Here is a 15,101-nt window from a genome sequence, read left to right as displayed (position 1 = left end):
AAATCAATATGCAAGCAACATTTAGTTTTCAACGCCTCGGGCTGCTGATCCGTAAACAATGGGCAGAGCGTGCGCGTCTGTATAGTCTTATGATGGCGGCCGTCACCGGGCTGCTGATCATCGCGTTTATCCTTTGGTGGTGCGCCAGCGATCAGACGCTGTATGTCGAACCCCTGTTCATATTTTTCTTTGTCGGTCTTTTTCTGGGGGGGTGTATTATGGCGGGCATGTCCTTTTCCGAGCTTTCCGGGCGCACCACGGGGATCTACTATCTGGGTGTTCCCGCCACCCATGGGGAGAAGCTGGTCTGCGGCATCCTGTTCTCCCAGGTTTTCTTTAACGCAGCCTACATACTGATCTTCTTTCTGATCCGCGCCGCGGCTTTTGGCCTGGTGGCCACGAATCCCCGCCTTCACCTGGCACACCTGCCGAATTTTGTCGGAATTGGAATTCCTCTTTTCCGGTGGTATCTCTCTCTCCTCTATGTAGCGGTACAAACACTTTATCTCCTGGGATCGGTCTATTTCGAACGCTTTGCCTTTGTAAAGACTACCGTGACAGGGGCCGTTACCATCGTCGCTTTTGTCCTGTTCATGGGCTATGTGGTCTTGCCCATAACCAAAGGCGAAAACGTGAGTTTTGCCGACCTGGGGGTGGTGCGTATGAACAATGGGTATGGGGAGATGCTGTTTACGTTTCCCCTGTGGTTGTCCAAGGTGCTTCTGTTCGTGGGGCGTTATATATGGGCTCCGGTGTTTTGGGTCGCGGCATATTTCAGGTTGAAGGAGAAGGAAATCTAAAGATTAAGTTATGCAATTCAATTCGTCACAATCGATATACCTACAGATCGCGGACTTCGTGTGCGAGCGGATCCTGTTGAAAGAATGGAAGGCGGAGGACAAGGTGCCGTCCGTCCGGGAGCTGGCTGTCCAATTGGAAGTCAACCCCAATACGGTGATGCGGACCTATGACTGGCTCCAGCAATCGGGGATCATTTACAACCAGCGCGGGATCGGTTTTTTCATAGCCCCCGGCGGTCTGCAAAGCGCGCTCGCCGTCAAGAAAAAGGAATTTATGGAAAACGACCTGCCCGTGTTCTTCCGGAACCTCTATCTACTGGGTATGAAATGGGAAGACCTGAAGGAGCCGTTTCAACAATTCAAACAACAATTTTCATCCAAATAGCCATGAAGAAAAGTAACATCATTCTGCTGGCCCTGGTCCTGGTCGTGTGCGGGACCTTTGTCTCCCTGGCGGTTGCCTTGAGGGTCAAATTCGATCACAAAGACTATAAGATAGCACAGGCCTTTGATACGGAGTTCGAGGATGTGGCCGCGGGCGCATTTTCCGTCATAGAGGCGGAAAACCTTGACGGAATCGAGATCAACCAGGGGGACCGGGATTCGATCGGTCTGCCCACCCGGCCGGAAAAAAGACCCTTGTATAAGGTTGTCGGGGACACCCTGAAGCTGACACCCGGCAGAGGGCCGGGCAATGACAATATCCGGTTGACCGTGCATGACTTAAAGGGCCTTTATATACACCGGGTAAACTCTTGCCATGTTTACAATATTCAAGGTGACAGCTTGTATACCCTGGTGGATGGAGGGAACGATATATCCATCGAAGGCGGCGTTGTGGGAAGCTTTCGGCTGCAATTGTCCGGTGGCGGTATCGGGGTGGACCATATCACCTGTAAGACACTGTCACTGTACGCAGACAGCGTTTCCCGGGTGAGCTTGAAAAACTGCATGATCGAGTGTGTCAGGGGGCGATGGGATGGCAGGGAGCAGGTGGAAATGGATGGAGGCACCCTGTCGTTTATTCAAAAAATCGAACGCATTCAATAGCCATGGAAAAATATATCCTCGAAACAAAAGGGTTGACCCATCATTTTGGCAAACAGCCGATCCTTACCCGCCTGGACCTGCGGGTGCCCCCGGGAAGCATCTTCGGCTTCCTGGGGCCCAACGGGGCCGGGAAGACAACGACCTTGCGGCTCATCCTGGGGTTACTGCGCAAACAGGAAGGCACCGTTCTTTTCTCCGGCCGCGAGCTGTCTGGACACCGTGTAGATGTTTTGAGCAAGGTCGGTACCCTGATCGAACAACCTTCTTTGTATGCACACCTCTCGGGCACCGAAAACCTGCAGATCTACAGGCGTATTTATGGTGCTTCCGCCGCGCGGGTGGGAGAAGTCCTCGAATTGGTCGGCCTGGCGGGTGACGCCGCCCGGAAAAAAGCGGGCCGGTACTCGCTGGGGATGAAACAGCGCCTGGCGATCGCCATCGCCTTGCTGCCCCGGCCCGAGCTGCTTATCCTGGACGAGCCCACCAACGGGTTGGACCCCGGGGGTATCGTCGAAATGCGCGAGCTCCTGCAGCGGCTCAACCGGGACATGGGTGTCACGGTGCTGGTCTCCAGTCACCTGCTCGCCGAGGTAGAGAAACTGGTCACCCATGTGGGGATCATCAACCGGGGCCGGCTCGTATTCCAGGGGACCCTGGAAGGGTTGAAGATGCTTCAGAACGGCCCCGCGGGCTGGATGATCGAAACCGAGGACCCGCGCCTGGGTCTGGGGCTGCTGACACCCCACTTTAACGCTTCCGTCTCGGGTGAGCGCGGCCTCGTGCTGAACATTACCACCCGCGAGGAGGCCGCTGCGGCGAACCGCCTGCTGGTACAAGCGGGGTTGCCGGTGTACCAGCTTTATCAACAACAGAATAATTTGGAAACCTTATTTATGGAACTTACACACGCAGCCGTATGAGTACCTTCCTGATCAGCCTGCGGACGGAATTCATGAAAATCCGCCGCTCCAGCGCCTTTTGGCTTGTCATTGCGGGAAGTGCTTTCCTGCCCTGTATTTTCTTCTTGATGTACGTGACCAAGCCGGACGTGTTTATCAAACGCCTGGGGTCGAACCCCTGGATGGGTCACATCCTTCAAGGGTTCGAAGGGGCCTCTTTCTTCCTCTGGCCCATGTTCATCACCGTGGTGGCAAGCCTGGTGACACAAATCGAATACCGCAACAACACCTGGAAACAGGTGCTTGCCTCTCCCCTGAAGCTGGGGGACGTGTACTTCGCCAAGTACCTCGTCATCCAGTGTATGATTCTGGGCGCGTATATGTTGTTCGACCTCGAAATGATGCTGTCCGGTCTTGCCGCGGAGGTATTTTACCCGGGTTATACCTTTGCCCACCACCCCGTGCCCATCCGGGCGATCCTCCAACTGGACGCCAAGTCCTTTATCGCGATCCTCGGGATGACCACGATCCAGTATTGCATTTCCCTGCGCTTCAAGAACTTCATCGCCGCCATCGGAACCGGCCTGGCGTTAATCATCGCGGGCCTCATCATGATCCCCTGGGACAAGGTGGTCTATTTCCCCTACGCCTATTCCGCCCTCTCGTTTATGCGTGGCAGCGCCACCGGCGATTTCAAAATCCTCAAGCACGAGTACTGGTCGCTCGGCTACTTTGCCGTATTCCTGTTGGGCGGGTTTGCCGATTTCGTCTTCCGCCGCGAGCGCGGATAAGGGTTCTCCGGTTTCCGGTTGACCCCGGTGCACCTACCGTAACCACCTTGAGCGTCCCGCAAAGGGGTATGTCCATTTACCTCTTTTCCGCAGAAGAACTGAACGACGCCAATCGCTCTTAACCTCTGCGGAAAAGAGGTAAATGGACATACCCCTTTGCGGGACTAGCGGGTCGGTCTGGGACCGGGCGGGTACTACTTGGGTTTGATTTTGATTAGATTATTAGACTTCGGCATTCGCCCCGAGCCACGCCATGGTCCCCACGCCGATGGAGATGGCGCGCTCGTCGATGTTGAAGGTGGGGGTGTGGACGCCGGAGGTGAGGCCGAGGGATTCGTTGCGGGTACCCAGGCGGAAGAAGCAGCCGGGGATGACGTGGGTGTAGTAGGCAAAGTCTTCCGAGGCCATCCGGAGTTCCGTTGTCTCGACTTTGGCGTCACCGAGATAGGTGGCTGCGAGCGCCTTGTTTTTCTTTGTAAAGGCTTCCTGGTTGTAGAGTACCGGATAGCCGACGTCGATGTGCAGGTCGAGTTCTCCGCCCATGCTGTGGACGAGACCGGTGGCTTCCCGGCGGATGAGGTCGTGGGCCTTGAAACGCCATTGTTCGTCCATGGCGCGGAAGGTACCCATGAGCTTGACCTCCGAGGGAATGACGTTGGTGGTATGACCGCCTTCTATGGAACAGATGGAAAGGACCGAAGGGGAGAAGGGGTCCCGGTTCCGGCTGATGATCTGTTGCAGGGCCACCACGAGGTGGGAAGCGATGAGGATGGTATCGGTGGTCAACTGGGGGGTAGCGGCATGGCCGCCCTTGCCCCGGATGGTCATATAGATTTCGTCGGCGCTGGCCATGACCATGCCCGGGCGGAAACTGAGCAGACCGGTGTCAAGCACGGGGTGGACGTGGAGTCCGATGATTCCTTGCGGCTTGGGGTTTTCCAGCGCGCCTTCCTTGATCATCAGGCTGGCGCCGCCCGGGTTTTTTTCTTCGCCGGGTTGGAAGATGAGTTTGACGGTGCCCTCCCACTGGTCCCTGGTCTCCTGCAGTATTTTAGCGGCGCCCAACAGACAGGTGGTATGGACGTCGTGTCCGCAGGCATGCATCACGCCCTCATGGGTGGATGTATACGGGACCTGGTTGGCCTCTGTGATGGGCAGGGCGTCCATATCTCCCCTGAGCGCGATCACCCGTTTGGTGGGGTTTCGCCCTTCGATCAGCCCTACGACGCCGGTGACGGCCATTACCTGGAACGGAATGCCCCAGGCCTTTAGCCGGTCCTGTACAAAGGCGGAGGTTTGGAATTCCTGGTAGCTCAGCTCCGGGTGGGCGTGCAGGTGGTGGCGGATGGCAATAAATTCATCCGAATATCGGTCGGCTAGTTGTTGGATTTTCTCGCGTAGCATAGTTACATCGGGCTGTTGTCAGTCGCCTCTTTGAGCCATTCCGGCTTTGGTTCGATAGCAGAGGGGATCACAAAGCTCCCCGGGAATTGTTTGTTGAGCTGCTGGAGCCCGGCGTCGGCTTCCTCCCGGTCCCTGAAATTACCCAGGCGGACCTTGAAATAGGGTTCCTGGTAGAGCAGGTATACTTTTTCTTGCGGGAAAAGCTGGAGCAGCCGGGTTTTGGTGGTAATGGCTTCCGAGCGGTCGGTGGTGTTGAGCACCTGTATGCGGAAGCCATGGGAGTATTTCCGGGTCAGGTTGACCTTTTCATTGTAGTCCGCCTGTTTCCTGATCAAAAGGTCTGTACGGGTATCCCGCGCGACGATAATGGTGCCCCCGCCGATGGTGTCCGTGCGGAAGGCGGGCCCCCCGGGCGAAGCGCCGGCCGCCGCCTGCGCAGCCACACCGGTGGCGGCCAGCAGCATCGGCAAAAGAAGCGCAATTCCTGCTTTGGGCATAACGGAAGAATTATGAGGGTTGAACGATGGCCACTCCGGCGCTCGTTCCTATACGGGTCGCGCCGGCGTCGATCATCGTTTTGGCCTGGGCGAAGGTACGTATTCCGCCCGAGGCTTTGATATGCACGGATGAAGGTAGGTGTTTTTGCATGATTTCCACCGCCTCCACCGTAGCCCCCGTTTCGGCGTAGCCGGTGGACGTTTTCAGGTAGTCGATCCCCGCGGCCCCATAAAGCTCGCAACAACGGATCAGCTCATCCCGCGTAAGGACACCGCTTTCGACGATTACTTTTAAGACCTTCCCCTTGCCATGGACCAGGGGGAGGATGGTGCCGATTTCGCCGGCCAGGTATTCCCAGTCGTTGTTTTTGAGGGCCACAAGGTTGATGACCATGTCGAGTTCGTCGGCCCCGTCAACGATGGCGAGTAAGACCTCGGAAACCTTTGCTTCTATGGCCGAATACCCGAAGGGGAAACCGATGACCGTGGCGGTCTTTACGAGCGAACCTTCGAGCAGGGACCTGGTCCTCCGGACAAAAGGCGGCGGGATACACACGGCGGCGAAACCGAACGTCCGGGCTTCGGCGCACAGCCTGTCGGCGTCCGCCAGCGTGAGGGTGGGTTTCAGCGCCGTGTGATCGATGTACGAGGCGATGTTATGCATCCTTCCCGTGACAGTTCTTGAATTTTTTTCCGCTACCGCAGGGGCAAGGGTCGTTACGGCCTACTTTGGGGCCGACCTTTACCGGCTCCGGTTTGGGCGCGGGTCCCGCGGGATCGTAATATTCGGGTTCCCCGGGATGTCCCCCCGTGGGCCCGCTGGTGACCAGTTCGTCTTTCCGCTGGCGCAGTTTGCTGAGGTCCACTTTCGGCGGCTCCTTCATCTGGGGCGGGCGCTGTGTGGGTGATTCAGAGACGATGTTGGCGTGACAAAGGAAAGAGACGATGTTCTTATTGAGCTCCGTATCCATTTGTTTGAAGAGGCTAAAGGCCTCCACCTTATATATAACGAGCGGATCTTTTTGCTCGTATACCGCACTTTGCACGCTTTGTTTGAGGTCGTCCATCGCCCGGAGGTGTTCTTTCCACGAGTCGTCGATCATGTTCAGGGTGATCGTCCGCTCCAGGGAATTCATAAGTTCCTTGCCACCGGTGTTGAGGTTCTTTTGCATGGAGCTGAGTACCTGCATACCCCTCTTCCCGTCGCTAAAGGGCACATAGACGTTCTCGATGTGCGGCCCCTGCTTGCTATGGATGGACTGGAAAACGGGTAAGGCGTGTTTGCTGACGTCGGCGCTCTTGGCGAAGTAGTTAATCCTGGCTTCTTCATAGAGCTGATCGGACAGCTTTGCGTGGTCGACACGCGTAAAAGACTCTGCGTCGATATGGGTATCGATGGCGAAGTCCATGATGGAACCCATCTTGAAACCCTCGTAGTCGTTGTTCTCCTTGAAGGAATTGACGAGCCCCTCGGCGCAGCTGTAAAAGGCATTGTCCAGGTCGAGGGCCAGGCGCTCCCCAAAGAGGGCGTGGTTCCTCCGCGCGTAGATGACCCCGCGCTGCTTGTTCATGACGTCGTCGTATTCCAGGAGGCGTTTGCGGATACCAAAGTTGTTCTCTTCGACTTTTTTCTGGGCGCGTTCGATCGACTTGGTGATCATGCTGTGCTGGATCACCTCGCCTTCCTTGTACCCCAGCTTGTCCATAATGCCGGCGATCCTGTCGGAGCCGAACATACGCATCAGGTCGTCTTCCAGCGACACGAAGAACTGGGAGGAACCGGGGTCGCCCTGACGGCCGGAACGGCCCCTGAGCTGACGGTCGACGCGGCGGCTTTCGTGGCGCTCGGTACCGAGGATGGCCAGGCCACCGGCATCTTTAACGCCGGGTCCGAGCTTGATGTCGGTACCGCGGCCCGCCATGTTGGTGGCGATGGTGACGTTCCCCGCCAGACCGGCTTCGGCCACCACCTGGGCTTCCCGGGCGTGTTGTTTGGCGTTAAGGACGTTGTGCGGAATATTTTGCTGGCGGAGCATCCGGCTCAGGAGTTCGGACACTTCCACCGAGGTCGTACCGACCAGGACCGGACGGCCCCCCTCGCGCAGCTTTGTAATCTCTTCGATGACGGCCTTGTATTTCTCGCGCTTGGTTTTGTAGACCAGATCCTCGGCGTCCTTCCGGATGACGGAGACGTTGGTGGGGATGTTGACCACGTCCAGCTTGTAGATGTCCCAGAGCTCGGCGGCCTCTGTTTCGGCCGTACCGGTCATACCGGCGAGCTTGTGGTACATGCGGAAGTAGTTCTGGAGCGTGATCGTGGCATAAGTTTGTGTAGCGGCCTCGATCTTTACATTTTCCTTTGCTTCGATCGCCTGGTGCAGACCGTCGCTGTAGCGCCTGCCTTCCATGATACGGCCGGTCTGCTCGTCCACGATTTTGACCTGCCCGTCGATGACAACGTATTCGTCGTCCTTATCAAAAAGGGTATACGCCTTGAGGAGCTGCTGTACGGTATGAATGCGGTCGGCCTTGGCGGCGTAGTCGTTGAGCATGGATTCTTTCTTCGCCAGCATTTCCTCGGGGGCCAGACCGGAACGCTCGATGTCGGCCAGGGTCGTCCCTATGTCGGGCAAAATAAAGAATTCGGGGTCTTCACCGGACTGGGTGATCATCTGGATACCCTTGTCGGTGAGGTCCACGCTGTTGTTCTTTTCGTCTATGCTGAAAAAGAGCTCGTGGTCGACCTTGGGCATTTCCTTGGACTGGTCGGCCAGGTAGTAGTTCTCGGACTTTTGGAGCTTGACCTTGATACCGGGTTCACTGAGGAACTTGATCAGGGCGCTGTGTTTGGGCAACCCTCTCCAGGCCCGCATAAGCGCCAGGCCTCCGGACTTGGGGTCGTCGTCACCTTCGGCGAACTTCTTTTTACCTTCGTTGAGGAACTGGTTCACCACCCGGCGCTGAGCTTCGATCAGCTTGTCCACCCTGGGCTTCAGGATGTGGTATTGCTGATCGTCTCCCCTGGGGACAGGGCCGGCGATGATCAGCGGCGTACGGGCGTCGTCGATGAGGACGGAGTCCACTTCGTCCACCATGGCGAAGTGGTGTTTGCGCTGCACCATTTCGTCCGGCGACTGGACCATGTTGTCCCGGAGGTAGTCAAAACCGAATTCGTTGTTGGTGCCATAAGTAATATCGGCCAGATAGGCCTTCCGGCGTTCGGGTGTGTGCGGCGTGTGTTTGTCGATACAATCGACGGTCAGCCCGAGGAATTCGAAAAGGGGGCCGTTCCATTCGCTGTCGCGGCGCGCCAGGTAGTCGTTCACCGTTACGATATGGACGCCTTCCCCCGCCAGGGCGTTGAGGTAGGCGGGTAGGGTAGACACCAGGGTTTTCCCTTCCCCCGTGGCCATTTCGGCGATCTTGCCGGAGTGAAGCACCATGCCCCCGATGAGCTGCACGTTATAGTGCACCATGTTCCAGACGATGTCACTTCCCGCGGCATTCCAGCCGTTATTATAAATGATTTTGTCCCCTTCCAGGCGCATGTTGGCCCGTTTAACCACCAGTTCCCGGTCGAGTTCGGTGGCGGTTGCCTCCAGGGGGGTGCCGGACGCCAGGCGGCGGGCCGTTTCTTTGACGACCGCAAAAGCTTCAGGGAGGATTTCCTTGAGGATATCCTCGATCTTCTTGTCGCGTCCTTTGCGCAACTCGTCGACTTCCCCGTAGAGCGCGTCTTTTCCGTGTATATCTTCCGCAGGCAGGTCTTCGGCCCGCTGGCTGAGGGTTTGTATTTCCGCGTCAGTTTCGGCCAGGTGGGCCTTGATGCGTTCTTTGAATTCCTGGGTTTTATGGCGAAGGTCGTCGTTGGAGAGCGTCTGATACTGGGCAAAATATTCATTGATCTTGTCCACCAAGGGTAGGAGCTCTTTTGTATCCCGCTCGCTTTTATTGCCTCCAAACAGTTTTGCTATATAGCCTAACATATACCGGTTTATATTATTTAATGAACCCTTCAAATATGGTGCTTGAACCGCTCGACAGCCATAATGACAGGAAGGCAAAGGTAATAATAAATCATGACGGGCCCTGCCTACTCACCCCCGCTCGAAACGGGTTGGCCCGCTCATCAATTTGACCAGTAGGGACGCGGGGTTTGAGCTAATTTTGACGATATAATTCGTAATTGCGAAACATAAATATGAAGAAAATTTTACTTCTGATAGTCATTGCCTTTTTAGGGTCCCGGACGGTGTCACACGCCCAGGTGGAGCCTGTGAACCCCGCCAACGCGCCCTCGGCGGGCGGCCCCATTACGGGGATCATCCGCGACTCGGTAACGAACCGGGCCCTGGAAAAGGCCGTGGTGTCCTACGTGGAAGCGGGGAAAACGGATACGGCCCACACGTTGACCGATGCCCAGGGGCGTTTTTCTTTCGAGCGCACGCCTGTGGGTGATTTTATATTGATTATCAGTTATATAGGGCATCAGACAAAGGGGGTTCAGTATCCCGCGACGATGGCCGGCAATGTGGGCATCATCCCCATGTCGGAAAAGATCAAAGAACTTGCAGAAGTGGTCATACAGGCGCCCCCGATCAAGGTGATGCAGGATACAGTGGAATACCGTGCGGATGCCTATCCTGTCCGTAAGGACGCGGTGGCGGAGGACCTGCTCAAAAAGCTGCCGGGGGTAGAGGTGGATGCCCAGGGGAATGTGACCGCGCATGGACAGACGGTCACCAAGATCCGGGTAAACGGCAAAGACTTTTTCGGTGGCGACCCCAAAATGGCCACGAAGAACATCCCCGCGGACGCCATCGACAAGATCCAGGTGATCGATGACCAGAGCGACCAGGCCAAGTTCTCGGGTTTTGACGACGGTGACCGGACCAAGATCATCAACATCACCATCAAAAAAGACCGGAACCAGGGTTATTTCGGCAGCGCCACCGCTGGCGCCGGGATTGAATCGGGGAACGAGATCAATACCCCGTATGAAGGATACCTCCGGGCTTTCCGGTTTAACAACGCCGAACAAATGGCGCTTCTCGGGAACGCCAACAACGTCAATATCCCCACGTTTAGCCAGGCCGGCGCCAGCTTTCAGGGCGGTGGCGGTCGTGGGGGTGGTGGCGGCGGAGGTGGAAGCACCTCGCCCTCGGCCAACCTGACCCAGAGCAATTCGGGGGCCCAGGGGTATAACGATGCCAAAACGGCCGGCTTCAACTACGCCAACGACCTTACACCCCACCTCACCGTTTTCGGCAGCTACCAGTATACGAAAACGCAATCTACGGTCCTTACGAATTCCTTTACCCACCTGTTGGGGGACAGTATCGCTCAACCCTATTTCAATTCGGCGTCGAATTCGCTGACCGACCAGCAAAAACACAGCGTCATGCTCAACGTCGGCTGGGGCTTCTCCCGCCACGACTCACTGTTGTTCCGCGGATCTTTCAACTATTCGACCAACATACAAAACAGCAATACCCAGACCACCTACGAAGACAGCACGCAGAAGAACCAGACGTCCAGCATCGGCCAGATCTATAAAGGGAACAATTCCACGCCCGCCACTTCCGTCACCCTGTTGTGGATGCACAAGTTTAACAAGATCGGGCGTACCCTGTCGGTCACGGCCACGGACAATCCCAGTCCCAGCACGGAAACCGATAGCAACTATTCGGTCCAGGATAACTACCTGACCAACCTTTCGGATACGATCCGGCAGGTCTCGTTTTTCAAAACCAACAACTACAGCTACAGCGGCCGGGTATCCTATACCGAGCCCCTGAGCCTGAAGTCAGGCCTGGAGCTGAGTTATGCCTACAGCAGCAGCGAAAATGTAAGCAGCAAGAACGTCTACAGCCTCGACCCCAAGATGGTGGAGACCTTCGTGGACAGCCTTAGCAACAATATGGACAATACGCTGGTCACCAACAAAGTGGGGCTGACGTTCCGGCACAAGGAGCGTAAGTTCAACTATCAGATCGGTGCGTCCCTGCAACCTACGCTCCTGGATACCAAGACGACGATCGACGATACCCTGCACCACTTTGAACAGCACGAGCTGGTCTTCGTGCCCATCGGCAGCCTGGCGTATCAGTTCAGCACCACCAAACGGCTGCGGATCTTTTATACGGGAACGTCCCAGCAGCCCACCCCCACCCAGTTGCAACCCGTGCCCGACATCACGAACCAGCAGAACATCAACCTGGGGAACCCCAACCTGAAACCGGAGTTCGACAACCATGTCGTGATCAACTATAACAATTTTGACAACCTGTCGGGCCGTGCCTTTTTCCTGAACATCAATACCAACATCGTCAACAAGAATATCGCCACCAATACCATTTACACGCCGGGGGCAAAAAATACCGTCTACTATTACATGCCCGTCAATGCCAATGGCTACTATACGGCGGGCGCCAACGCTTATTTTTCCCAGCCCTTCAACAACCGGGAGTTTATCCTGACGCTGAGCAGCAAGGTGAACTTCACGCACGACCCGGAGTACCTCAATGGCGCGCTTGACCTCGGTCAAACTTGGCAGCCCACGGAGACCATTCGTTTCGAAATGGACAAGGGCGACTGGCTGGAGGTGATCGGGGGTGCCAGCTATGCCCTCAATTCCACCTCCTATTCCCTGAAAACCCAGGGTTCCGCCGGTGGAACCAATACCCAGACCCAAACCTGGAGCCTCGCGCAGTCGGCCCGGGTAGACTTCCTGAAGATCTTCTCGTTCAGGTACGATTATATCTATACGATCCCGCAAGGGTTTTCGTCAGCCATCGGCAACAAACCCGTGACACTGATCAACGCGGTCCTGGAGAGCCGGTTTATGAACCAGCGTCTGATCGCGGCCGTGTCCGTCAACGACCTGCTCAACGAGAACGTGAATTATAACCAGACCTTCAGCAAAACCCAGGTCACACAGTCGCAGTCGAATGTGCTGCAACGGTTCGTGATGTTCACCCTCACCTACAAGCTGGCGAAGTTCAAGGGCTCCCAGGCCACCGGTGGTATGATGATGCCCCGCGGCATGCGTGGTGGTGATGGCGGTGGTGGATTTGGCGGCGGCGGTGGCGGGCGTCGCGGGGGGTAACTTAGTTTTTTGTTTTCATAAAATAGATAGTAGTGAGATGACCCGGCCTTTCTAGGCTGGGTCAATTTTTTGGCGCCATGCGTTGCGGGACCCGCTGGGGTGACTGGGGGCAGTACACCAGGGGTGCCTGGGTTAGTTTGAATAATAGGCACAGGCGGACTCGTCGCAGACGACGCCGAGAGCCTCGCAGGAGTTGTAATTGCAGGAGTACATGGGGTTGGGGCTTGTGGGCCAGCAGGCGTAGAATGTGCCTACGCCGGTGAGGCATTGCCAGAGTTGAAGCTGGCTGAGACCGCCGCGGATTTTTTTCATGTCGGCGGCGGAAAGGCGTGTGCTGGAAAGGGGGGTGTTCTTGAGCATACGATAGATTTTTAGGGTTTTTTGAAATTAGGATGCGCCGCCGCCGCAGCCGATTTCGGCGGGCTCGCAGCCGCCCGCATAGTCGCAGGTGGAAAAGCCGCAGGATCCGGCGGGGTTGGTGAGGCCGTACCAGCAGACAAAGGTGCCGCCGCAATTCCATTCGGAGGCGGCGGGAGCGACGCCGCCCATGATGTTTTTCATTTCGGCTCTTGATAGGTTGGAGGTGGGGATGGTCTGGAGCATATTGTGTTTGTTTGGTGCTTGTTTGGTAGGATTAATTAAGATAAGGAATATTTACAAAAAAGCGCTAAGTTTATTGGAACTAGCACCTTACCTATGGCCCAATCGTTTAATACCAAGCTGTCCGCAGTGGCAGCCAGCTACGCCCGGCTTCTGGGCTTGAAAATAACCGAGACGTCATTAAAGAGAGACCTGGAGGAGAATCCCTACTATCCCAGCCTCCTTGGCCTTTCGGATACCTTTGACCGGTATGGGATACCCAACGCGGCGTACAGGGTAGAAGACCTGGCGATGGCGCCGGCCCCATTTGTCGCGTATGCGCAAACGGAGGGGAATGTACGCGACTTCGTCCTGGTGACGCGTCAGGATGGGGCGTCGGTGTCGGTTGTCTATGACAAGGGTGGCAAGGCGGTTTCCCTGTCCAAAGAGGATTTCCTGAAAAAATTCCAGAAGGTGGTGTGGATGGCAGAACCGGGCGATTATCCCGGGGAGCCGGACTTTGCAGAAAAGCGCGCCAGGGAAAGGAACCTTCAGGTCAAAAAAGGAGTAGCCATAGCGGCAGCGGTCGTGGGATTGCTGGCTTTGGTATGGATGAACGGGGTTTCCCGGACGGACGCACTCCCCTATGGGTTCTTGTTGCTGACAAAACTTTTTGGCGTTGCGGTGTCGGTTTTGCTGCTCCTGTACGAAATGGGGAGCGGGGGAGACTTTGTCAAAAATATTTGCCAGGGCGGCGGGCAGAGGGATTGCGGTGCGGTGTTGGAGAGCAAGGGCGCTTCGGTGGCCGGGCTGACGTGGAGCGAAGTGGGTTTCTTTTATTTCGCGGCGACCTTATCGGGGTTGTTGTTTCCGGGTATCCCTTTCCAGGAAAAGACCTCATGGCTTTGCTGGGGTAGTTTCCTGGCCGTCTTATACGTGCCGTTCAGTATTTATTACCAGTGGAGGGTGGCGAAGCAGTGGTGTCCCTTGTGTCTGAGTGTCCAGTCCGTCCTTGTCCTGGAAGCGGTTTGGGCGTTTCTGGAGTACCAGGCACCGGTGAACGTTATAGCAGCGGTCCCCGCCGTTTTATTTTGCGCCGTCTGGCCGGTGGTGGGCTGGTTCTTTTTAAAACCCTTGTGGCGGAAGGCTAAGGACAGCGATCAATACCGGAGCTCTTTCCGGCGGCTGAGGGCCAACCCCGATCTGTTCCAGGGCTTGTTGCAACAGCAGCCCCAGGCGCCGGAGGGGTTGGAGCATTTGGGCATCGTGCTGGGCAACCCTGACGCGTCGATCAGGATCACCAAGGTGTGCAATCCATATTGCGGACCTTGTGCAAAAGCGCACCCATTGCTGGAGCAGGTGCTGGAACGAAACAGGAACGTCCAGCTCCGGATGGTGTTCAGCGCCAAGAATGACGCGAATGACAAGAAGACACCGGTGGTCAAGCATTTCCTGGCCCTGGCACGGCGGGGGGAACCGGGATTGATCCAAAAAGCGCTGGACGACTGGTACCTGTCGCCTCAGAAAGATTACGATAAATTTGCCGAAAAATATCCCCTGTCGGAAGGCGAGGGGAAGGAAGAGGCGGCCATAGAGGCCATGAGCCAGTGGTGCGAAAAGGCGGAGATCGCATTTACACCGACCCTTTTTGTAAACGGGCACCGGTTGCCGGAGGAATATGGCGCGCAGGAGTTGACGGAGATCTTTTAAAAAAATGGCCCCTTGTGAAGGGGCCTTACATTACGCGGAACAGGCGTCTGGCCCGGCACAGTTGGAATTGAGGTAAGTGCAGTCGAAGAATCCGCAGAGATTGGGATTTTCGTAAGAGCATACCTCTTGATCGGTGCAATACCACCAAAATAGAGGTGGTTCCAGGCCGCCTTTGATGCGTTGCATGTCTTCCCGGGTAAGCGCAGCCCCGGCAATGATGTTGTTCTTGTTCATGGCTGTGGGTATTTATAATAAGATAAGGA

General features: G+C 56.2%; 14 protein-coding genes. 7 read left to right on the top strand and 7 right to left on the bottom strand.

Annotation, left to right across the window (positions count from 1 at the left end):
• The first annotated feature begins 8 nt into the window (after positions 1 to 8).
• From EDB95_RS00865 to EDB95_RS00845, 5 genes are read left to right on the top strand one after another with little or no spacing between them, the layout of a single operon-like run.
• Entirely contained in the window at positions 9 to 800 is a 792-nt protein-coding gene (locus EDB95_RS00865) for a hypothetical protein (protein ID WP_133989658.1), read from the top strand.
• Between the two features lie 10 nt (positions 801 to 810).
• Complete coding sequence (locus EDB95_RS00860) at positions 811 to 1,185, top strand: GntR family transcriptional regulator (RefSeq protein ID WP_133989656.1); 375 nt, start codon at positions 811 to 813, stop codon at positions 1,183 to 1,185.
• 2 nt (positions 1,186 to 1,187) lie between these two features.
• Positions 1,188 to 1,850, top strand: coding sequence for a DUF2807 domain-containing protein (locus EDB95_RS00855; RefSeq protein ID WP_133989654.1), 663 nt, complete (start codon positions 1,188 to 1,190; stop codon positions 1,848 to 1,850).
• 2 nt (positions 1,851 to 1,852) lie between these two features.
• Positions 1,853 to 2,770 carry an ABC transporter ATP-binding protein gene (locus tag EDB95_RS00850; RefSeq protein WP_133989652.1) on the top strand — a complete coding sequence of 306 codons (918 nt, stop codon included), beginning with the start codon at positions 1,853 to 1,855 and terminating at the stop codon, positions 2,768 to 2,770.
• A complete protein-coding gene (locus EDB95_RS00845; protein ID WP_133989650.1) occupies positions 2,767 to 3,540 on the top strand; it encodes an ABC transporter permease in 774 nt (257 codons plus the stop codon). Before EDB95_RS00850 ends, EDB95_RS00845 begins: the two co-directional genes overlap by 4 nt.
• 222 nt (positions 3,541 to 3,762) lie before the next feature.
• On the opposite strand, the gene EDB95_RS00840 is transcribed toward EDB95_RS00845, so the two are convergent.
• The 4 genes from EDB95_RS00840 to secA are packed head-to-tail and all read right to left on the bottom strand — an operon-like array spanning position 3,763 to position 9,427.
• Positions 3,763 to 4,944, bottom strand: a complete 1,182-nt coding sequence (locus EDB95_RS00840) for a M20 metallopeptidase family protein (RefSeq protein ID WP_133989648.1) — start codon at positions 4,942 to 4,944, stop codon at positions 3,763 to 3,765.
• Positions 4,945 to 4,946: 2 nt separating this feature from the next.
• Positions 4,947 to 5,441: an SPOR domain-containing protein gene (locus tag EDB95_RS00835; protein WP_133989646.1), complete on the bottom strand. Its 495-nt coding sequence runs from the start codon at positions 5,439 to 5,441 to the stop codon at positions 4,947 to 4,949.
• 10 nt (positions 5,442 to 5,451) lie between these two features.
• Positions 5,452 to 6,105: a deoxyribose-phosphate aldolase gene (gene deoC / locus EDB95_RS00830; protein ID WP_133989644.1), complete on the bottom strand. Its 654-nt coding sequence runs from the start codon at positions 6,103 to 6,105 to the stop codon at positions 5,452 to 5,454.
• Entirely contained in the window at positions 6,098 to 9,427 is a 3,330-nt protein-coding gene (secA, locus tag EDB95_RS00825; protein ID WP_133989642.1) for a preprotein translocase subunit SecA, read from the bottom strand. Before secA ends, deoC begins: the two co-directional genes overlap by 8 nt.
• Before the next feature lie 215 nt (positions 9,428 to 9,642).
• Here secA and EDB95_RS00820 point away from each other — a divergent pair, with 215 nt between their 5' ends.
• A complete protein-coding gene (locus EDB95_RS00820) occupies positions 9,643 to 12,549 on the top strand; it encodes an outer membrane beta-barrel protein (RefSeq protein WP_133989640.1) in 2,907 nt (968 codons plus the stop codon).
• Positions 12,550 to 12,681: 132 nt separating this feature from the next.
• Here the strand turns inward: EDB95_RS00820 and EDB95_RS00815 are convergent, their stop codons facing one another.
• Both EDB95_RS00815 and EDB95_RS00810 read right to left on the bottom strand, forming a co-directional pair.
• Positions 12,682 to 12,909 (bottom strand): hypothetical protein, encoded by a 228-nt coding sequence (locus EDB95_RS00815; protein WP_133989638.1) that lies wholly within the window; start codon positions 12,907 to 12,909, stop codon positions 12,682 to 12,684.
• A gap of 27 nt (positions 12,910 to 12,936) precedes the next feature.
• Positions 12,937 to 13,152, bottom strand: a complete 216-nt coding sequence (locus EDB95_RS00810; RefSeq protein ID WP_133989636.1) for a hypothetical protein — start codon at positions 13,150 to 13,152, stop codon at positions 12,937 to 12,939.
• Between the two features lie 93 nt (positions 13,153 to 13,245).
• On the opposite strand from EDB95_RS00810, the gene EDB95_RS00805 reads away from it, so the two are divergent.
• Positions 13,246 to 14,838 carry a vitamin K epoxide reductase family protein gene (locus EDB95_RS00805; protein WP_133989634.1) on the top strand — a complete coding sequence of 531 codons (1,593 nt, stop codon included), beginning with the start codon at positions 13,246 to 13,248 and terminating at the stop codon, positions 14,836 to 14,838.
• 30 nt (positions 14,839 to 14,868) lie between these two features.
• On the opposite strand, the gene EDB95_RS00800 is transcribed toward EDB95_RS00805, so the two are convergent.
• Positions 14,869 to 15,072, bottom strand: coding sequence for a hypothetical protein (locus EDB95_RS00800; protein WP_133989632.1), 204 nt, complete (start codon positions 15,070 to 15,072; stop codon positions 14,869 to 14,871).
• Positions 15,073 to 15,101: the final 29 nt, after the last annotated feature.

The sequence above is a fragment of the Dinghuibacter silviterrae genome (assembly GCF_004366355.1).
GTDB classification, from domain to species: domain Bacteria; phylum Bacteroidota; class Bacteroidia; order Chitinophagales; family Chitinophagaceae; genus Dinghuibacter; species Dinghuibacter silviterrae.
Note: the sequence above shows the minus strand (reverse complement) of the source record. Positions and strands in the feature narration are given on the sequence as shown.